The organism is Ignavibacteriales bacterium (assembly GCA_016709155.1).
In the GTDB taxonomy this organism is placed as follows: domain Bacteria; phylum Bacteroidota; class Ignavibacteria; order Ignavibacteriales; family Ignavibacteriaceae; genus JADJEI01.
Map to the genome: position 1 here is coordinate 64,577 of JADJEI010000014.1, position 19,121 is coordinate 83,697.

The following is a 19,121-nucleotide window of genomic DNA, read 5'->3' on the forward strand; positions in this document are numbered from 1 at the left end:
TGTTATTTTTTTTGTAATAGGTTTGGTTTGAAAATTTGTACTGCGCGAAACAGATAAATAGAAAATGATAAATAAAGAAGAGTTATACTGGAATAGTAAAAACTTTTAAACAATAAACCATTCTGATCAATTCGCAAAATGATTAGAAGAATCACTAATCCAATATTAAATACAGCAATTTTGCCTGGAATATTTGATGGTAGAACCTTGCCTAATTTCTTTGAAACGAATACTCCACCTAAAAAAATTAATCCATCCCGCAGAAGAATCAAAATGATGTAATACGGTGTTATCAAATTTAGTAGAAACAGTTTCGTAACTATTACTGCAACTGCAATTTTATCAGCGAGTGGATCAATTATCTTTCCAAGCTCAGTCACTTCATTATATTTTCTTGCGAGTCTTCCATCCATTATATCAGTATAGGCGATAAGAATGCAAATTGAAAATGCCACATATCTCCACACTGGCTCCTGAAGGTAATCCAGAACAAACCACATCGGTATGGCAAGAAGCAATCTGAAAAAACTTAACAGATTAGATTTCGTATATATTTTATTAATTTGAACTATCATTTAATTACGGCAAACTTTCCAATTTTTTCTTCAAGTTCTTCACCAAGCTCGTCCTGTTTAATCACTCGATAAAAATAAATACCTGATCCGATTTCATCTCCGTTGAAATTGCGAAGATTAAATTCCAAGCCCCCATCCCCGTTCTTTTCCTCAAGTTCATTTATTTTGACCCCGTCAATTGTCCAGATGGTTACTTTAGCGTACTGCGGTAGATTGGCAAAAGTCATTTTTAATCCGGTTTCATCAGCTCTTACAGGATTAGGATAGACAAAAACATTATCAAGATTTTCTGCAAACTTGGTTAATACGATATAACTTCCAGCACCTTCCCCAATGGCAATATTCCCGGTTATATTTGAAGAGAAAATGTTTTTTAATTGCAAGGTATATTGAATACCAATAGAACCAACCGGTTTGTTTTTATCTATTGTTAAGTAGAGTACCTTTTTATCGGCAGGATCTAGTTTTGCAGAGACGACTTTATTATCGGGATTAAATCTATAATTAGATAAATCATTTATTGAATTTTCATCTAATTCCAGATTGAAAATTAGTTTAACATTATTTTGATCAATTATATCAAACGAGGAGATAAAGAAATCTTCAATCTCAATTATATCATTCACAATAAATGAAATTGAATCACTTTCGATAGGCGACCCATAATCATCTTTCAAATTATTTACATAAAGAGTGTTCGAACCTAAAGGTAAATTATTTTTGAAAGAAAGCAAATATGAAAATTGATCATTAGGTGAAATTGAGTTTGGAAATCCAAAATTTTTAATTTCAAAAGACTCAAGATTTTCAATCGTTGTATTCACTCTTTCTGAAAATCTGACAACTACAGATTTTGAACTTTTACTTTCTGCCGATTGCAGCTTTGCCGGTAAATGGGTAAATACTTTTATCACAGAACTTCGCGACGAATAAGGGTAGGTCTTGGAGTAGTCAACTCCTTCCAAAGAATAAAAATAATCTTCGTTAACATTCAAATTAAAATCAAGATATTCGTGTGAATCAGTTGAATCAATAAAGGATTGGTAGTTTTCCTCAGTTCCCCTGTAAATCCTGTATGAATTCGCGTTCCCGCTCCAATTCAATTTGATAGAGTTTTCATTTAAACTGAATCCAGTTAAATTGTTAGGCACCGAAGGCTGATCAGTAAGTGAAAACTCAGAGAAAGTAATTCCGTTAGAAGTCGGAAATCCTATTTCCAAGATATTATTTGTATTCAGATCACCTACAAAAATTGTATTTGAATTTATATTTTCTTTAAATGATATTATTTTTGTTGCACCATCCTTTAGCTTTAAAATATAGGAATAAGGAAATACAAAAGCGAGCAATTCATCTTTCCCATCATTATCAATATCTGCAAATCGTATTGCTTGTTCAGATTTCTGAAACGTCGAATTAAATTCGATTGATGCATCAATAAGACCCTGGTCATACAACACATTAAATTGATCGTTCTTTAAGTTGAAAACTATTAATCTATAAAATGGTGCTATATCAATCTCCTCAATTGAATGGAGAAGGACTGCCATATCAATTGTTCCATCACCATCATAATCACCGCTTGTTAAAAAAGAAGACGAACTCAAAAACCCGGTTTCGATAACACTTCCCTGCTGATAATTACCGGCGCTAACAATATCATAATTAAAAATGTCGCCATCAGTATCAACGAACCAGATTTCATTTTTTCCGTCACTATTCATATCCACTAATAGAGCGTTAGGAGAATCAAAAACCTGACCGCCAAATCCATTAGCAGTAAAGTTTACCAACGATTTTTTATTACTAATTGAAAAATCACTGCCAATATTATAAATGGCTGCTGAAGTGTCGCTGTCCAAAACCATTAAATTGGTAAGACCGTCTCCATCCACATCTTTAGCAAACACAGGCCAGAAGCGTTCACCAACTCGAGAAAATTTTTGAATCATATGAGAGGAAAAAGTATCTGCCTGTTCATAGAAAAATCCATCATAAACAAAATAAGTGAGCATGTCTTTTTTCTGATTATTGTTAAAATCACCAAAGTCCTTAACAATTTGATCACTTAATGAATCTTCTTTTTGTAGCCATTCAGAATTGAATCCTTGTTGCCATTTATAAATGAAAGAGGTTTTTGGTGTGTCGAATTCGCGCAGGACAATCTCCTTCGCATCATTGGAAGTTAAAGAAATCGGGTTACGGTATATTTCGCCGGCAGGTAAATTAAATGGAAGAATTTCTTCGGAGGCAAATGCAGCGTTATAATCTGTGTTTACCAAAAAATTTTGTCCATCATTTTTAATCTCTGTTTTTAGACCGACAAGATTTTCAACTTCAAAATAAATTTCATATTGTGAGTTTTGCTCGACTAATTGTTTAGGAATAAATCCATAGTGTAATTGTTTTACAAACTTGTTATTAATTGTAAAACCATCGAGTGTAATGAAATTATAATTAATATCTCCAAATTTTTTATAAAACATTTTTGCCGTGCTCGACTGATCAGAATACAGTGAAGCAAGCACGGTTGTTTTTTCACCATAAAACGCCGGAACAATTGAAACAAGCTGAACAACAGGGGGTGTTCTATTGATGTGAAAGTTAATCCTTTCTTCCAATGTCCGCCCGTTATTTAATTGAACTTCTAATCTTAAAGTGTAAACAGTATCAGGTAAATTAGAAATATCGAGTGTAAATATTTTCTGGTTTGAAAATTGATTTACTCCGTTTTCGATTAAAGTATTCCAATCATCTGGATTAAATCCAGGTCCATAGTATAATTTATAACTTATGAAATAAGGTGAAAGAACAGAAGCATAAATCGAGATGGTATCATTCAAAGTTGAAAAATCTTGAAGCGGATAATGGAATTTAATAACTGAAGGTGCAACCACAGATACAGCATTAAATAGATTTAATCTACCCGCACCACTTTTTAAATCCCAGCCTGGTGAATCTATATCTTCAGAAGTTGATTTTAGAATTTGCTTAATTTCTTCGTTCGTGAAATTTTGAAGCGATAAAATTAATCCTGCAGCGGCAGAAACAAATGGTGACGAAGCAGATGTGCCGGTAATTACTGCATAATTATTATCCCGATCTGTAGTTAGAATAAGAGTTCCAGGAGCAACCAGGTCAATTGTTGAACCATAATTAGAATTTGACGAGACAAAATCCTCTTGAGTTGAATTGCCAACTGCAATAACTTCTGAATAACCCGATGGGTAGTGTGGATCAGGTGAGCCTGAATTACCGGCACTTCCAACTAATACGACATTTTGCGAATAAGCAAATTGAATCACATCTTTCAGGACAAATGAAAAGCTATTATCTCCGAAACTCATATTAATAATTTTTGCACCGGATTGCACAGCATAGAGAATTGCTGCGGCAACATCATCCTCTTCTCCATAGCCAGAAGGATCAAAAGCGCGTAAGTTTAATAATTTAATTTTTGGGGCTGTTCCAGAAATACCGGAAATATTATTTGACTCAGCACCTGCAATACCTGCGATGTATGTTCCATGTCCATTTTCATCAATTGGATTATTATCCCAGTTCAAATAATCACCGCCCGTAGAATCAAAGGGAAAGCCAACACGATCAGTAAAATCCCATCCACGATAGTCATCAATAAATCCATTTCCATCATCATCAATATTATTGGTTTGCTTATCTCTGCCCAGATTGTCAGTGCCAACTTCACCTGTATTAAAAAAAATTTTATTTTTTAGTTCAATATGATTGTAATCAATTCCCGTGTCTATTATCCCAAGCAAAACTGTGTCGGCACCTTGTGTAATATTCCACGCATCGAAAGCATCAATTTTTTCCAATGCCCACTGCTGCGAAATTAAACTATCGTTAGGAATTATGTCCATCGAGTAATTAATAGATTTTTGAATGTATTCAATATCAGTATCAGATGAAAGAATAGAAATTAATTTTTCTTCTTCAACATTTTCTGAGAATTGAACTTTAACAATTCTGCCAAGAACTTCATCTCCCCTGCCCAACCCTTTTGCAAGATAATTCATATTGAATGAAGGAAGTGAAACCGGTCGGTTTGTAAGTACTTCACTTATTTTTTGCTCAGAAACTTTTTGATCAACTGCCGCAAGTGAAATTGAATTTTTATACTTAATAAAGTAAGTGGTCTGAGCAAAATTAGAAATAGTTAAAATCAACGTAACGATAAAGAAATAATTAAATTTCATAAATATCTTTCTTAAAATTTAGGTCAATTTTTGTTGGATAATTACCGGAGAAGCAAGCTGTACAAAAATTTTCTTCCTCAGCCTCGGCTACCGCTTGCAGCATTTCTTGAATTGAAAGATATTCTAAACTATCAACTTCTAAATATTTTTCAATTTCTTTGATATTTCCTTTTAAACGATTGGCAATTAATTCTTGTTCGCTCGGGAAATCCATGCCATAATAACATGGATGCATAATAGGGGCAGATGAAACTCTAAAGTGAATGGATTTTGGATTTGCTTCACGAATTAATTTAATAAGCTGCTTCGAAGTAGTTCCCCGCACAATCGAATCATCAATCACAACAACAGTTCTTCCCTCCAAAACTCCTTTTACAGTATTGAATTTTATTCGAACACCAATTTCTCTATTTGCTTGGCCCGGTTGAATAAATGTTCTGCCAATGTAATGACTTCTAATCAATCCAATTTCTAATTTAGAATTTATCCCTTGTTTTTCAAGCTCGGATTGATAACCGAGTGCAGTCGTGTTAGAGCTGTCTGGTACGCTGATAACTATGACTTTATCCCCATCCTTATCAACTACCGGATGATTGCGTGCAAGAGTTTTACCTAACCTTCTTCTCATCTTATCTACATTATGTCCAAAAATAAAACTGTCTGGTCGAGAAAAATAGATGTATTCAAATATGCAGTGTTTCTGATGTGCTAATTTTTCCGCATAGTGAATTGAATTAACCCTACCTTCGGAGGCAGTCTCCCGGTCAATAATTATCATTTCACCTGGTTCGACCTCACGCAAAAAAGCAGCGTTATTGATATCAAATGCACAGGTTTCAGATGCAACGACAAAGGAACCATTTAATTTACCTAATGATAGAGGTCTAAATCCATAGGGATCGCGAGCGGCAATTAATTTATCATCGGTTAAAATCACTAAACAGAAAGCGCCTTCAATTCTTTTTAAAGCTTCAATAATCTGGTCTTCCTGCTTAGCCAACCTTGATCTTGCAATAAGATGAAGTATCACTTCCGTATCACTTGTAGTTTGGAAAATGGATCCTTCATTTACCAACTCATCACGAAGTTGTTTTGCATTTGTAAGATTTCCATTGTGTGCAACGGCAAGGTTACCCAAACGATAATTCACAATGAACGGCTGTATATTCTTACGGGATTTCGAAGAACCTGTGGTTGAATATCTATTATGTCCAATTGCAGCGTCACCGGGTAAAAATTCTTTAAGAATATTTTGATCTGCAAATACCTCGGAAACAAGACCATCACCTTTATGAATATTGAAAAGAGGTTTTTCATTATCAGAAAAGCTTCTGGTTACAATACCGCATGCTTCCTGCCCCCTATGTTGTAAAGCATGTAAACCGTAATAAGTATCAAACGAAGCCGTTGGAGAATTAAAAATACCGAAAATGCCGCAATAGCTATTTGCATTTTCAGAAAGAGAATAGTTATTCATCATTATTAGTTATGTCTAAATATTTGTGGTAATATTAAATAAAAGCATTAGAAAAATATTCGTGGATTTGAAAATAAAAAAGGTACTTAAGTCAGTACCTTTAAAGTCGGAACGGCGGGATTTGAACCCGCGACCCCTTGAACCCCATTCAAGTACGCTACCGGGCTGCGCTACGTTCCGAATTATAATTTTGTAAATAGTGATTGCAGAAAAACTTTTATTTCAGCTAAATCAATTTTTATATCATGAATTTCATCACCAGTGTTAGAATTATTTTCAATACTTTCAATTGGTTCAGTAATTTTATTTGTTTCGATATTATCTGAATCAACATGTGTTAAACTATTTTCAAGTATCTTTTTTGCACCTTCGATTGTAAACTTTTTGTCTCTTAAAAGATTTTTAATTTTTAATATTAGTTGAATCTCTTTATTTGTATAAATTCTATTTCCAGCTCTATTTTTTTGAGGACTGAGTTGTTCGAATTCAGTTTCCCAATACCTAAGTACATATTGTTCAACGTCAACGATTTTACTGACTTCGCTGATTGAATAGTAAAGTTTTTTAATTGATAAATCTTTCATTTGCTTAATTAATCTATAGAGCTAACTTAATTAATAGTTAAAATAATATCAAGTTTAATCTTTTACCTGAGATAAATTCTTAGGTAAAATTTATAAATGGTTTTCCTCATTGATAATGCCAACGAGTTCAGAAATATCGTTTAATTCAAAATCAGCACCATGATCTTGGGTATTAAATGTGTCGCCATATTTCGCAAAAGCGGTTTTCATACCGGCATTTTTTGCCCCGAGAATGTCCCTCTCAGCCCAATCTCCAATCATCAAAGTTTCTTCAGGTTTTACATTGAGTTTGTTAAGAATCGCTTTAAATGGTGCAGGATGGGGCTTTCGTTCTCCTGTGTCGTTAAAAGTAACAACTGCATCAAAGGTATGGATAAAATTTAATTGTGCTAACCTTAACCAGGCTTCTTTTGTCGGAGCATCAGATAAAATTCCAAGTTTAATTCCGCTTTTTAATAACTTATTCAATGTTGAATAAACATGAGGATAAGGAATCAGGGCTGCTTCACGTGCTCTGCGGTAAGCTATTATCCCTGCTGAAAGTATTTTGTAATCAACATGTTGAAGAACGCGCTGAAGCAACATATCGAACACTCGCTGATACTCTATTCCTTGCTCTTTATAAATCTCACTTATAAAATCATCACACTCTTTATAGGTTATTGGTAAACCTGCATCTATCATTGCCGGTATCGCCTCCTCGATTGATCTTTTTTTCATTTTCATGAAATCAACCAAAGTATTGTCCAAATCGAATACGATTGCTCGAATCATTTTGAACCTGAAATTTTTATTAGAAGATAAGCTGCGGCAATATAACCAAAATGTTTAAACCCGGATAAATAACCATCACAAGAAGAAGCAGTTAACAATGTTTGCCTGAAATTTTCTCTATTGACTAAGTGTGAAAGATGTACTTCCACCTTAGGGATTTTTAACAACGAGAGTGCGTCTTTAATTACAACCGATGTGTGTGCATATCCCCCGGGATTTATGATCAAACCGTCTGCATCGCTTTGACAACCCTGAATCTTACTTACCAACTCACCTTCCATATTTGATTGAAAAAATCAAAAAAATGATCAGGGAATTCAGTCCTTAATTTATCTTCAATTACTTTAAGGGATAAAGAACCATACTTTTCAGGATCGCGTTCACCCAGAAAATTTAAATTTGGTCCGTTGATTACTACTATATTCATTTCAGCTCAGTCATTTCATCAATTATCTCTCGTAATTTTGGAGTTAAAAATATTTTATCAATACCTAATTCTTTTAGTGCCACAGAAAGTATAGAAATTTTTCTCTGAAGATTTGCCATTTTATTAATGACTATAACTCTGTTTTCTTTTAACAAACAATAGCCGCCTTTAAAATCTCCTTTTTCAAAACGTACTTCTGCTCCAAGCTGTCTTGCAACTTCCTTTAGCTCACCAATAATTTCTTCGAATTCCTTCTCTTTAATTTTCATTTTGCTTAGGAATTACTTGCAGCGGTCTAAATAATATGAAGTAAACAAAAGCTAAATAGCAAAGTATCTCAATTATAGTAAAACTGCCCAAAACTTTAAATCGAGATAGGATAAGATTGGTTATAATGTTAGTCTCAAAATTACCGGAATTTAAAAGTGAAATCATCTTAAAATCAATTGACATCAGATAAATTTCAAAAGGCATTAGGATGAATACAATTATCGTAATGATCAAGAACCATCCATAATGTTTTAAGTTTATTCTAGCGATAATTAGAAAAAGAATAAATGAGATTATAAATACACAATATGAAACAAACGTAATAGTTACCGCAGGTAAAATAGTTTCATAGATACCGTGCAAATTCTGCTCCGTAACGTATGACTTAAAATTCAGCTCAGGTCCCTCAAATAATTGATACGTAATCAATTGCCGTGTTACTGCTGATCCAACCCAGATTATTGCACTAAGTACAGCAAGAAATAAAAATATTTTAGATAATTTTGATAGTTTCTTCATAAAATAATTCAATAATTTTTATAGTAAAATATATTAAAAAAAATGGTCATTGCTTCTATTGATATCGGTACGAATACTGTTTTAATGTTAATTGCTAAAATTGATTCAAGAAATAAGTTAATTCCGTTAGTTAACGAATATCGAATGCCCAGAATCGGTGCAGGGCTTAAACCGGGTGGAAAAATTCTTCCGGAGAAAATCCTGGAATTAATGAAAATCATAGACGATTATGTTTCTATTGCAAATCATTTTCATTCAGATATAATATTAGCAACCGCAACGAATGCTTTTAGGATAGCTTCTAATGCTTCAGAAATTGTTAAAGCAATTAAAGAAAAATATCATCTTGCAATTAATATTATTTCTGGTGAACATGAAGCTATGCTGTCTTATTTGGGTGTAATCACTGGCAGCTATATTCACAAAGATTGTCTTGTAATAGATATTGGTGGTGGCAGTACGGAAGTTATCATAGGAAATAAAAATTCAATTTTATTTAGAAAAAGTTTTCCAATTGGTGCGGTATCAGCGAAAGAGAAATATTTAATTAACAATCCTCCTACGATCAGTCAAATAGATGAATTTAATTTACATCTAAACCAAGTGTTCAATGAACTTGAAGAACATAGATATTTTGAGATCAATGCTGTTGCAATTGCAGGTACACCAACCACACTTGCTTGCATAAAAAATAAAATCAAAGATTATGATGAAGAAATAATCGAAGGAAGTTTTCTTTCTACGAAGGAGGTAACTGATTTTGCAATCGAACTTTCACTTTTAGAATCACAAGCAATAAAATTAAATTATGGAAATGTAATGAAGGGACGAGAAGATATTATTTTGGCAGGAACTTTAATACTAGCAAAATTGATGAATAAATTGAGTATCAGGGAAATTAAAGTCAGCAGCAAAGGAATCAGGTATGGAGCGATTGCATATTATATCCAAAATGCGGAAAAAGATAAGTGAAATAAAATCTCACCTATGTTGACTGGCTTAAGACTTAAATTCTTTTAAACTTTCGTGAAAATTGTAGAGAAAGAAATCAGCATCGGATTTACTAATTATGAGCGGAGGTAACAGTCTTAAGACATTGGTGTTTGTACAGTTTATTAAAATATTTTTTTCAAGTAATTTAGAAACAAATTTTTGTCCATTTTCAAAAAGTTCTACCCCAATCATTAAACCTTTTCCTCGTATTTCCTTGATTGCTAATGGGAATAAATTTTTTAGTTCTTGTAATTCATTAGCCAGATACTGTCCCAACGATCTTGCATTTTCCATTAAACCATTTTGAAAAACTTCCTGCAACACAACTTTTCCCGCAGCACAAGAAACCGGATTACCACCGAAAGTTGTACCGTGATTTCCAGGTTCAAAGCAATTTTGTAATCCCTCATTAACAAGCACAGCACCGAGCGGCAATCCCCCTCCAATAGATTTTGCAACAGTAATAATATCTGGATGAAAATCTAAATAATTGTGAGAGAATGGTTTCCCGGTTCTGCCTATTCCACATTGAATTGAATCTGATACAACTATAAAATTGTGCTTTGTTCTTAATTCAGATAATGTGTCTGCGAATTCCTTACTTATGAAATGAATTCCCCCCTCTCCTTGCAGAAACTCAATAAATACTGCCGCAGTGTTTTTATCAATTTTTTTTCGGAGGTCATCAACATTGTTAAAGAATATCTGTGATATATTTGGTAAAAAGTGTTCAAAATTTTTTCTGTAGTTCTGTCTCTGCGTGATTGACAAAGCCCCATAAGTTCTTCCATGAAATCCATTTGAAAGTGAATATATAATTTTCTCACTTCCTTTAACTTTTCTAATTATTTTCATAGCTGTTTCAATCGCTTCCGTACCGCTGTTTGTGAGAAACAATTTATTCATGCCGGAATATCTCAGAAGTAATTCGCCAAATTCAACCTGAACATCAGTTATAAAATAATTAGACAGGTGAGCAAATTTTTGGATTTGTTCTGTTATTGCTCCAATAATTTTAGGATTTGCATAGCCAAGCGAATTGACTGCTAAGCCTGCAAAGAAATCCAAATAACGTTTACCATTTTTATCAATTAAATGTACACCCTCGCCGTAAGCAATTTCGATTGGTATTCTTTTATATGTGTTAAGAAAAATTTTCTTTTCTTTATTAAAAATATTTTGAATCATTTAATTGAATTTAGAATAGAAATAATTACAATAACGGGTAATGAAAAAACGATCAAATGAAATAGTACACTTACTGCTAAACCAAAGATTAAACTTTTTGACTGCAAATAAAATCCTCGATTCATTAAGAAAAAACTCCATAATATAAAAAGGCATTCAAAAATTAGCATTGAGTAAGCTGGAATAGGCTTAAGAAAAAATGGAGAAGGTGAATTTTGAATTAGTGTGCTGCCAAATAATATTAGTTCAATTGGTAAAAGTATTAGTAATGAAAAAACATACCCAACAAGTGAATAAACCAAAATTGAAAAATTATCTTTAGTTCTCGTTTCCACACTATATCTATGTAGTAAAAATTTAACACCCCAACTGAAAATATATAGTGTGGTAAAAACAGAAATAAATACAACCAAAGAAAAAATTAAAAAATGATTAGCTGCTGCTTCAGGATAGCTCAATGCAAATGTGGAAATAAAAAGCATTAGCAGTATCATCTTTGAAGCGAAGAAAAAACTTAAGAGCAGTACAAAATTTTTATGCTCTGAAAAAACGATCGTTTTGAATGCTTCACTTGGAGAATCAATTAATTTTAGAACTGTTGACCAGAAATCAATATTAGGAACTTTATCTCGCAAAAACCCTTTACACTCATCACATCTTAAATTATAAAATGGATTTTCTTCCTTACATATTTTGCAAGTTACAATGTTCTTCATAACTAATTTAAAAATTAATACGCAATGACAAACGCAAAGCAGATTCGCCGGGTGAATTTAAATCGTCAACAGAAAAATCAAATAAATGAGCGTCAACATAGGCATCCACCAGATTAAGCAGATATACCAATCCAATATAAATTGCAAATTCATCGCGCCTGTCTTGATAAGTAGTTCGCAAAAACCTGTAACTTTCGTTGCCAGTTTGAATGAAAAGTTCAGCATAATCATTTTTTAGATTGTTATTATTTACCCAATTATAAATTAACCACCCACCCAGTGCCCAAATAATTGGAGCTTTATAATAAGATTCATTATAAATTTGTCCTAACCCAGGAACGATTGCACTTCTAAGTACTGCACCCCAGGGTGATTTTTGCATCTCAAACCGAACTTGTGTGGAATCAGTTTTTAAAGAGTCTGATTGTGCCTGTGATCTGGGTGATAAAATTGAGATAAAACAAATTAGTGCTGAAAGAAAAACTATTTTTCGACCATCCGGCAGTTTAACCTTTTGCCTAAAATGATACGAGATGAATTTAAATATTTTTACTGCGTTAAACTCAAATAAGAGTGGCATCTTGAAAATTAACTATACTTAATTTCAATCATCTCAAACAACTCAATAAGTCTGTCGAGATCTTCTAATGAATAAAATTCAAGAATCACTTCGCCGATGTTGTCAGCCTTTTGACGGATGGTAACTTTTGTCCCGAATAATTTCATAAGTTTATCTTCAATTGCTGATGCACCTGCGGAATTTACATTTGATTTTATTCCAGGTCTGTAAGTCTTTCTAATTTTGCCGTCAGCAAAAATATTTTTAACCAACAGCTCAACTTTTCTTACTGACAAATTATTCTCAATAATTTTTTTGAGGGCAGATAGCTGTAATTCTTCTGAAGGAAGATTAATCAAGGCTCGAGCATGCCCCATAGTTATTTCTTCACTAATTAGACTCTCTTGAATTTTATTTGGTAGTTTTAACAATCGGATTGTGTTTGCAACAGTTGCACGATCTTTCCCCACCGTTTCAGCAATTTGTTCCTGTGTCAAGTGGCATTCATCCATTAATCTTTTATAAGCTGCTGCCACTTCGATAGCATTAAGTTTCTCCCGTTGAATATTTTCTATCAATGCCATAGCCAGCATTGCTTCATCGGAATCAACTTTAATAATATAGGCTGGGATATCAATGTATCCAATATCAATACACGCTTTTAATCTTCTTTCACCGGAAATTAATTCATAATGATTGTCAGATTTCCGCCTAACCGTGATTGGCTGAATAAGTCCATTTGACAGGATAGACTTTTTTAATTCATCGAGAGCAACCGGATCAAAATTTGTTCGGGGTTGAAATGGATTTGAGGAAATATTTTTAACCGGAATCTTTGCCAGAATATTTATTTCTTTTCCATCATCCTTTTTAAGATTATTATAATCAGGACTTTGCTCAGCATTGTCATTCAAATTATGAGGATTGATCAATGCCTCTAAACCCCGGCCTAATCCAAGTTTTATTTTACTCATTATTATTTTTCTTAATTACTATTTTATTTCTCTCAAGCAGCTCTGAAGCTAATGCCATATAATTTTTTGCTCCGGATGAAATTGCATCATAAAGAATTATAGGTTTACCAAAGCTCGGTGCTTCTGAAATCCTTACGTTACGGTGGATCACAGTTTCAAAGACTTTATTACCAAAATATTTTCTAACTTCTTCGGCAACTTGGTGCGATAGTCTTAATCTGGTATCAAACATTGTAAGCAATACACCTTCGATAGCGAGATCTTTATTAAAGTGCTGCTTTACAATATTAATTGTGTTAAGGAGCTGCCCCAACCCTTCAAGTGCAAAGTATTCACACTGAACAGGGATGATAACAGAATCGGAAGCATTCAACGAATTTAAAGTAAGTAAACCGAGCGAAGGCGGGCAATCAATAAAAATAAAATCATAATCATTACGAATTTTGTCAACAGCCTGCTTTAGTAATCCCTCCCTGTTTTCCATATCAACCAATTCTATTTCGGCACCGACCAGGTTTATATTTGATGGAAGTATGTCGAGATAGGGCATATAAGTATTTATAATTACATCGGAAATATTCTGTGATCCGATTAAGACTTCATAAACCGAAGGCGAGTGATTTGTAACTCCAACACCGGAGGACGAATTGGATTGAGGATCTATATCAATCAGCAGTGTCTTTTTTTCGGCGGCTGCAACAATTGAAGAAAGGTTGATTGAAGTAGTTGTTTTACCAACTCCCCCTTTTTGATTTGCTATGGAAATAACTTTCGCCATTTAATTTTCTGCTTAATGTACTCTTAATATTTTCAATTTATTTGATTATAAAATAATAATTTGAAGTTTAATATCAGAAATTGATTCTATAATTCTATCTCTTCGCCAAAATTTAGAATTTTGACTTTCATTCCTTTTGCTTCAGCTTGGTTTTTAAAATTATTAGGATCGGCTGTTATAACAGGGAAAGTGTTGTAATGCATTGGGATCGCAAAATCAGGCTTAACAAACTCAACAGCTTTTATCGCATCAGTAATTCCCATAGTAAAGTTGTCCCCGATAGGCAGAAGCATATAATTTATTTTATTCATTTCACCGATAAGTTTCATATCATAAAATAAACCTGTATCACCTGTGTGATAAATTGTTTTACCATCGGATGTAATTAACACTCCAGCCGCAACACCTCCATAAGTATTATCCGGAGTGACAGCGCCATGATGAGCAATTGTAAATTTAATTCGTCCGAAATCAAATTCGTGACTTCCCCCTATGTGCATTCCATGAGTATTCAATCCTTTTGAACTGCAATAGTTAGCTAACTCAAAAACACAAATAATGAGTGCATTGTTCTTTTTAGCAATTTTAAATGAATCACCAATGTGATCGCCATGTGCATGCGTAAGAATAATATAGTCCGCACGAACCTGATCTGATTTTACCGGAGAGGTAGGGTTATCATCCAAAAATGGATCTATCAAAATTACTATTCCTTTACTATTTGTAATTTGGAAAGCCGAATGAGAGAAATATCTTAGTTTCAATTTATCCTCCTCTTTGATCTAATTGTTTTAAAAATTCTTTTAATGTTTTACTGAATGTGAACCTGAACAAAGTGATATTCATTTTTTCCAATAAAACTTTTCTTTTCAATTCAAACTTATTAATTATCTTCTTAAAATTTGCATCAGAAAAATCTTTGCCCTGCAATAAATTTACTTTCATTATGTCAATATCTCTCACCTCACCGGTTAAATCTTGTAGTCTAACGATACGTTTATAAAACTTAATAAATATTCTTTCATCAAAACAAGAATAGAACAATTCAAGATTATATCTAACTCTTCGTAATGAAATTCTGACTTGATGTAAATTATCTTCAGAAGATTTTTCGAAATAAATTTTAATAGAATCAAGCAGCGCTGTTATTCTCGCTGATAGTGATTTTTTACCTGCAGAAATTAATGAAACGCTTTTATCCAATCCATCAATTTCCCATTTGAATTTCTTTTTCATGTTTCTACATAAAAAGTACTTTGATGAAACCAACGATTGCCTGAACTGATTTCATCTTACTTTTTCATCGCCATAAATAGTAGGAATACAAGTGAAACCAATCCGTAAATTATTTCGAGCTGCATGAACTATCATTTCACTTTCTGCTTCAAAACCATTTTTTGTCGGCAGAATTTTTCTTAGCGCCTCAATTCTAAATGCACGAAAACCTGATTGACTATCAAGAATTTTGCAGCCTGTTTTTTGGGAGAGTAAAAATGATGTCATTCTATTACTCATAATTCTTTGAAGCGGCATATTATTTAAATCATTTAACCTATTGCCTATCACAAAATCATTATTCGACAAACTGTTAATCAATTCAGGAATGCACTTGGGTGAATGTTGAAGATCAGCATCAAGTGTGACAACGAATTTAAAATTAGAATTTATTACTTCTTCAAACCCGCTTCGAAGTGCTTTGCCTTTTCCAATATTTTTCCGGTGTGAAATAATTTTGACATTATTTTTTAATTTAATTCTATTTTCAGATCCATCTGTCGAACCATCGTTAACAGCAAAAATATAATTGCAATATTCAAGAGTTTCATCAATTATTTTATCAATTGAATTTACTTCATTGTAAAAAGGAATAATTGCACAAGTTTCATTTTTGTTGTAAATATTGTTCAAGAACAGTTCTCCATCCTTTCACAGAAGGCGGTTTAATAGCCTTAGATAAAATTTTTCGCAAAGCATCTTTTGAAAGACCTCGGGTGAGGTAGCCATTTTCAGCAACTGAAATACCGCCTGTTTCTTCCGATACAATAACACTAATTACATCCGCTTGTTCACTGATTCCTAACCCTGCACGATGACGTGTCCCAAGTGATTCTCCATTTAGCTGTGTTGAAGTAGAAAGGGGGAGAATACACTTTGCGGCTTCAATAATATCATTTTTAACTATCACTGCCCCATCGTGCATTGGAGATCGCGGATAAAAAATAGAAGTTAATAAAGATTTTGTGAGCCGTGCATTAATAATTTCTCCGGTTTCAGCAAAACCTCTGATGCCGCTTGATTTTATTACCACTATAAGAGCCCCATGTTGTTTTTGTGACAATTCGAAAGCTGCCTCAGCAATTATGTTTGCTGATTCTTCAGATTCATTTTTTATAAATAATTTAAAAAATGGATTTCGCGCTACAAAAACTAACAGCCTCCTTATTTCCGGCTGGAATAATATTAGAAAGGCAATCACCCAAATATCTGTGACAAGTTTTAACAACCAGCTTACGGCTTTAAGGTTTGCTGCCTGGGAAATGAATGATAAGAAAAGTACTATCATCAAGCCGATAAAAATCTGGGCTGCAATTGTTCCTCTTAATAATGTATAAAGTTTGTAAATAATAAAAGAAACAATACTGATATCTATCAGATCAGAGAATGTAACTGTAAGAAATCCTATTTTAAAAAGTTCAAACATTATTTTGCATTATTATTTTGCGCATTAATCTTCTGATGTAAATTCCATTTTTATAGTTATGCGTGCGAATTATTCTTGCACCGGACTGAATAGATGCTGTTTCCAATATTGCACTCGGAATATCCCGCTCTGTCACATCAAGAGTAAGTTCATTCCCGATAAAAGATTTTCTCGAAACACCGATCATTAATGGATATTTAATTTCACAAAATTCCTTTAACCGGTTTAAGATTAAAAAATTATCATTATACTTTTTCCCAAAGCCAATTCCCGGATCAATGATGATTTTATCCACACCTTTAATCTCAGCTTTATTTATTTGAGTATAAAAAAAAGATTTAATTTCTGAGATTATATCTTTGTATTCAGGATTAACCTGCATGTTCTTTGGCGTTCCTTTAATATGCATTAAAATCAATCCAGCATTATATTCAGCTACAGCGTCTGCTATTCGCTCATCAAATGTAAGCCCGCTTATATCATTAATAATTTCTGCGCCACTCTTTAAAGCTTCAACTGCTACTTCATATTTGGTGGTATCAACTGAAATGATTGATGAAGGAAATTCTTTTTTGATTCCTTTAATACCGGCAAGACTCTATTTAATTCTTCTTCAGCAGAAATAAATTCTGAACCTGGTCTGCTTGATTCGCCGCCTATGTCAATAATATCAACCCCGACATTTATCATTTCAGAGGCATGAGAAAGAGCGTCAGCTTTTGACAAATATTTTCCTCCATCTGAAAAAGAATCCGGAGTTACGTTTAAGATTCCCATCACAAAAGGAAATCTGAAATCAAACTCTCTTTTACCGAACAAATATTTTTTTGGAATAATTTCTTCCTGGGTAATCATTTTATAATAAAAATAAAAGGTATCACATTTTTTGAAAATGTAAACGACACAGTTCTAAAAAAAATAATCAACAAAGACTATTGTGAAATAAGATTCTTCAGTTCGATGGCTGAAGCAGTAATATTTTCAGAGTGAAAAATTGAAGAACCAGCTACAAAAACTTCTGCACCAGCATTCCGGGCATCAACAATAGTTTTATTTGACACCCCTCCATCAATCTCAATCAGATATTTTGCATTCATATTTTTTCTTAATTCAACAGCTTCTTTAATTCTTCTATTTGAATTTGGAATAAATGACTGCCCGCCAAATCCCGGATTGACCGTCATAATTAAAAGAAGATCAATGTACTCGGCTATATTCTTTATAAAATGGATTGGAGTTGAAGGATTAACAACCACACCTGCTTTTGCTCCAAGCGATTTAATATAATTAATTGTACGATTAAGATGTTTGACTTCTTCGAAATGCACAGATACATAATTAGCGCCGGCATTAATAAAATCAGGAATAAATTTATCCGGGTTTTCAATCATCAAATGAACATCAACCGGAAGGTGGGTAGATTTTTTAACCGCTTCGACAAGGATCGGTCCAAAGGTAATGTTTGGTACGAAATGTCCATCCATAATATCGCAATGAATCCAGTCTGCCCCGCCCATTTCAACCAGACGAATTTGTTGAGAAAGATTTGAGAGGTCAGCCGAAAGTATTGAAGGCGCTAATATTGCCATTACTCTTCCTTAATTTCATCTCCCGAACCGGATTCGGAAGCCTTGGTTACAAACAAATCAACTTTATCACCCTGATTCAATTTATTTCCTTTGCTTGGATATTGATCAAGCACAGTATTTGGCAAAAGAGAAAATGACCTTTGATAATTTATTTTACCAACTACTAAAGAACTATCTCGTAAAATCATTGTAGCCTCAGTTAATGATTTTCCAATAAGATCGGGCACTTCAATTTGCCCATCAACATTTCCCGCACTGATTGTTATATTAACTGATGAGCCTCGTTTGAGCGGCGTGCCCTCGGCGAACTGCTGATCAAAAATCATTTCTTTAGGATTTGTGGAACTTATTTCATCCACCACCCCATGTTTTAGTCCAATTTTTTCAAGTGCAAATTTAGCATCACGAATTGATCTGCCGATTAATCTTGGGACATTAACTTCAGGTTCTCCCCCGCTCACAAAAAGATAGATCAATCTTCCTTCTTTTACGATGCTTCCGGCATTTGGCTTTTGTAAAAATACTAACCCTGCCTTGTATTTATCAGAAAAGGAAGTGTCGGCAATCAGCACTTTGAAATCTGCGTCCTCAAGTTTTTCAATTGCGGCTGCCTCTTTTAATCCTAATACATTCGGTACACTTGTTTCAGGCGAGCTTACATACCACGGCATAATTAGATAGTCAAGTAATAATATGCCAATAATAATTAGCCCAAGAGCGATCAGTGTTTTTTTAACAAATGATTTTTTAACGATTTTTTTCATCAATTCAAAATTA

Annotated in this window: 21 protein-coding genes, 1 tRNA gene and 1 pseudogene; 1 reads left to right on the forward strand and 22 read right to left on the reverse strand. The window is 33.4% G+C overall.

Features of this window, described 5'->3' with window-relative positions; translation table 11 throughout:
* Nucleotides 1-2 precede the first annotated feature (2 nt).
* The 9 genes and pseudogenes from IPH11_19005 to IPH11_19045 form a co-directional block, all read right to left on the reverse strand.
* Entirely contained in the window at nucleotides 3-575 is a 573-nt protein-coding gene (locus IPH11_19005; GenBank protein MBK6915645.1) for a CDP-alcohol phosphatidyltransferase family protein, read from the reverse strand.
* The gene (locus tag IPH11_19010) at nucleotides 572-4,795 is read right to left on the reverse strand and encodes a S8 family serine peptidase (protein MBK6915646.1); all 4,224 of its coding nucleotides are present in this window, start codon (nucleotides 4,793-4,795) and stop codon (nucleotides 572-574) included. The genes IPH11_19005 and IPH11_19010 overlap by 4 nt, the downstream gene beginning before the upstream one ends.
* Entirely contained in the window at nucleotides 4,785-6,272 is a 1,488-nt protein-coding gene (locus IPH11_19015; protein ID MBK6915647.1) for an amidophosphoribosyltransferase, read from the reverse strand. The genes IPH11_19010 and IPH11_19015 overlap by 11 nt, the downstream gene beginning before the upstream one ends.
* Nucleotides 6,273-6,378: 106 nt before the next feature.
* Nucleotides 6,379-6,452: transfer RNA gene (locus IPH11_19020), tRNA-Pro, on the reverse strand.
* 2 nt (nucleotides 6,453-6,454) lie between these two features.
* Nucleotides 6,455-6,856, reverse strand: a complete 402-nt coding sequence (locus IPH11_19025; protein ID MBK6915648.1) for a MerR family transcriptional regulator — start codon at nucleotides 6,854-6,856, stop codon at nucleotides 6,455-6,457.
* Nucleotides 6,857-6,946: 90 nt separating this feature from the next.
* Nucleotides 6,947-7,630 (reverse strand): TIGR02253 family HAD-type hydrolase, encoded by a 684-nt coding sequence (locus IPH11_19030; GenBank protein MBK6915649.1) that lies wholly within the window; start codon nucleotides 7,628-7,630, stop codon nucleotides 6,947-6,949.
* Nucleotides 7,627-8,057 (reverse strand): annotated as a pseudogene (locus tag IPH11_19035) (3-dehydroquinate dehydratase). The gene IPH11_19030 and the pseudogene IPH11_19035 overlap by 4 nt, the downstream one beginning before the upstream one ends.
* The gene (locus tag IPH11_19040; protein ID MBK6915650.1) at nucleotides 8,054-8,326 is read right to left on the reverse strand and encodes a hypothetical protein; all 273 of its coding nucleotides are present in this window, start codon (nucleotides 8,324-8,326) and stop codon (nucleotides 8,054-8,056) included. The pseudogene IPH11_19035 and the gene IPH11_19040 overlap by 4 nt, the downstream one beginning before the upstream one ends.
* The gene (locus IPH11_19045) at nucleotides 8,316-8,846 is read right to left on the reverse strand and encodes a hypothetical protein (GenBank protein MBK6915651.1); all 531 of its coding nucleotides are present in this window, start codon (nucleotides 8,844-8,846) and stop codon (nucleotides 8,316-8,318) included. Before IPH11_19045 ends, IPH11_19040 begins: the two co-directional genes overlap by 11 nt.
* 42 nt (nucleotides 8,847-8,888) lie before the next feature.
* Here IPH11_19045 and IPH11_19050 point away from each other — a divergent pair, with 42 nt between their 5' ends.
* Nucleotides 8,889-9,818, forward strand: a complete 930-nt coding sequence (locus IPH11_19050; GenBank protein MBK6915652.1) for a hypothetical protein — start codon at nucleotides 8,889-8,891, stop codon at nucleotides 9,816-9,818.
* 27 nt (nucleotides 9,819-9,845) lie between these two features.
* Here IPH11_19050 and IPH11_19055 read toward each other — a convergent pair whose 3' ends face one another.
* The 13 genes from IPH11_19055 to IPH11_19115 form a co-directional block, all read right to left on the reverse strand.
* A complete protein-coding gene (locus IPH11_19055) occupies nucleotides 9,846-11,027 on the reverse strand; it encodes an acetylornithine/succinylornithine family transaminase (protein ID MBK6915653.1) in 1,182 nt (393 codons plus the stop codon).
* On the reverse strand, nucleotides 11,024-11,743 hold the full coding sequence (locus IPH11_19060; GenBank protein MBK6915654.1) for a hypothetical protein: 720 nt from the start codon (nucleotides 11,741-11,743) through the stop codon (nucleotides 11,024-11,026). The genes IPH11_19055 and IPH11_19060 overlap by 4 nt, the downstream gene beginning before the upstream one ends.
* A 7-nt stretch (nucleotides 11,744-11,750) precedes the next feature.
* A complete protein-coding gene (locus IPH11_19065; GenBank protein ID MBK6915655.1) occupies nucleotides 11,751-12,323 on the reverse strand; it encodes a hypothetical protein in 573 nt (190 codons plus the stop codon).
* An 8-nt stretch (nucleotides 12,324-12,331) separates the two neighbouring features.
* A complete protein-coding gene (locus IPH11_19070; GenBank protein ID MBK6915656.1) occupies nucleotides 12,332-13,267 on the reverse strand; it encodes a ParB/RepB/Spo0J family partition protein in 936 nt (311 codons plus the stop codon).
* Nucleotide 13,268: 1 nt separating this feature from the next.
* A complete protein-coding gene (locus tag IPH11_19075) occupies nucleotides 13,269-14,054 on the reverse strand; it encodes a ParA family protein (protein MBK6915657.1) in 786 nt (261 codons plus the stop codon).
* An 86-nt stretch (nucleotides 14,055-14,140) separates the two neighbouring features.
* Nucleotides 14,141-14,818 (reverse strand): metal-dependent hydrolase, encoded by a 678-nt coding sequence (locus IPH11_19080; protein ID MBK6915658.1) that lies wholly within the window; start codon nucleotides 14,816-14,818, stop codon nucleotides 14,141-14,143.
* 1 nt (nucleotide 14,819) lies between these two features.
* A complete protein-coding gene (locus IPH11_19085; protein MBK6915659.1) occupies nucleotides 14,820-15,290 on the reverse strand; it encodes a CHAD domain-containing protein in 471 nt (156 codons plus the stop codon).
* A 51-nt stretch (nucleotides 15,291-15,341) separates the two neighbouring features.
* Nucleotides 15,342-15,962, reverse strand: coding sequence for a glycosyltransferase family 2 protein (locus IPH11_19090; GenBank protein ID MBK6915660.1), 621 nt, complete (start codon nucleotides 15,960-15,962; stop codon nucleotides 15,342-15,344).
* Nucleotides 15,937-16,755: a TIGR00159 family protein gene (locus IPH11_19095; GenBank protein ID MBK6915661.1), complete on the reverse strand. Its 819-nt coding sequence runs from the start codon at nucleotides 16,753-16,755 to the stop codon at nucleotides 15,937-15,939. Before IPH11_19095 ends, IPH11_19090 begins: the two co-directional genes overlap by 26 nt.
* Complete coding sequence (folP, locus tag IPH11_19100; protein MBK6915662.1) at nucleotides 16,748-17,341, reverse strand: dihydropteroate synthase; 594 nt, start codon at nucleotides 17,339-17,341, stop codon at nucleotides 16,748-16,750. The genes IPH11_19095 and folP overlap by 8 nt, the downstream gene beginning before the upstream one ends.
* Nucleotides 17,275-17,610 carry a dihydropteroate synthase gene (locus tag IPH11_19105; GenBank protein ID MBK6915663.1) on the reverse strand — a complete coding sequence of 112 codons (336 nt, stop codon included), beginning with the start codon at nucleotides 17,608-17,610 and terminating at the stop codon, nucleotides 17,275-17,277. Before IPH11_19105 ends, folP begins: the two co-directional genes overlap by 67 nt.
* 77 nt (nucleotides 17,611-17,687) lie before the next feature.
* A complete protein-coding gene (locus IPH11_19110; GenBank protein ID MBK6915664.1) occupies nucleotides 17,688-18,344 on the reverse strand; it encodes a ribulose-phosphate 3-epimerase in 657 nt (218 codons plus the stop codon).
* The gene (locus IPH11_19115; GenBank protein MBK6915665.1) at nucleotides 18,344-19,108 is read right to left on the reverse strand and encodes a PASTA domain-containing protein; all 765 of its coding nucleotides are present in this window, start codon (nucleotides 19,106-19,108) and stop codon (nucleotides 18,344-18,346) included. Before IPH11_19115 ends, IPH11_19110 begins: the two co-directional genes overlap by 1 nt.
* Nucleotides 19,109-19,121: the final 13 nt, after the last annotated feature.

Excerpts from the sequence above, each read along its gene's own strand:
- IPH11_19105 (MBK6915663.1), bottom strand. The coding sequence starts at position 17,610 with ATGATTACCCAGGAAGAAATTATTCCAAAAAAATATTTGTTCGGTAAA.
- IPH11_19045 (MBK6915651.1), bottom strand. The coding sequence starts at position 8,846 with ATGAAGAAACTATCAAAATTATCTAAAATATTTTTATTTCTTGCTGTA.
- IPH11_19095 (MBK6915661.1), bottom strand. The coding sequence starts at position 16,755 with ATGTTTGAACTTTTTAAAATAGGATTTCTTACAGTTACATTCTCTGAT.
- IPH11_19085 (MBK6915659.1), bottom strand. The coding sequence starts at position 15,290 with ATGAAAAAGAAATTCAAATGGGAAATTGATGGATTGGATAAAAGCGTT.
- IPH11_19075 (MBK6915657.1), bottom strand. The coding sequence starts at position 14,054 with ATGGCGAAAGTTATTTCCATAGCAAATCAAAAAGGGGGAGTTGGTAAA.
- IPH11_19115 (MBK6915665.1), bottom strand. The coding sequence starts at position 19,108 with ATGAAAAAAATCGTTAAAAAATCATTTGTTAAAAAAACACTGATCGCT.
- IPH11_19050 (MBK6915652.1), top strand. The coding sequence starts at position 8,889 with ATGGTCATTGCTTCTATTGATATCGGTACGAATACTGTTTTAATGTTA.
- IPH11_19025 (MBK6915648.1), bottom strand. The coding sequence starts at position 6,856 with ATGAAAGATTTATCAATTAAAAAACTTTACTATTCAATCAGCGAAGTC.
- IPH11_19040 (MBK6915650.1), bottom strand. The coding sequence starts at position 8,326 with ATGAAAATTAAAGAGAAGGAATTCGAAGAAATTATTGGTGAGCTAAAG.
- IPH11_19110 (MBK6915664.1), bottom strand. The coding sequence starts at position 18,344 with ATGGCAATATTAGCGCCTTCAATACTTTCGGCTGACCTCTCAAATCTT.
- IPH11_19055 (MBK6915653.1), bottom strand. The coding sequence starts at position 11,027 with ATGATTCAAAATATTTTTAATAAAGAAAAGAAAATTTTTCTTAACACA.
- IPH11_19065 (MBK6915655.1), bottom strand. The coding sequence starts at position 12,323 with ATGCCACTCTTATTTGAGTTTAACGCAGTAAAAATATTTAAATTCATC.
- IPH11_19005 (MBK6915645.1), bottom strand. The coding sequence starts at position 575 with ATGATAGTTCAAATTAATAAAATATATACGAAATCTAATCTGTTAAGT.
- IPH11_19030 (MBK6915649.1), bottom strand. The coding sequence starts at position 7,630 with ATGATTCGAGCAATCGTATTCGATTTGGACAATACTTTGGTTGATTTC.
- IPH11_19010 (MBK6915646.1), bottom strand. The coding sequence starts at position 4,795 with ATGAAATTTAATTATTTCTTTATCGTTACGTTGATTTTAACTATTTCT.
- IPH11_19060 (MBK6915654.1), bottom strand. The coding sequence starts at position 11,743 with ATGAAGAACATTGTAACTTGCAAAATATGTAAGGAAGAAAATCCATTT.
- IPH11_19015 (MBK6915647.1), bottom strand. The coding sequence starts at position 6,272 with ATGAATAACTATTCTCTTTCTGAAAATGCAAATAGCTATTGCGGCATT.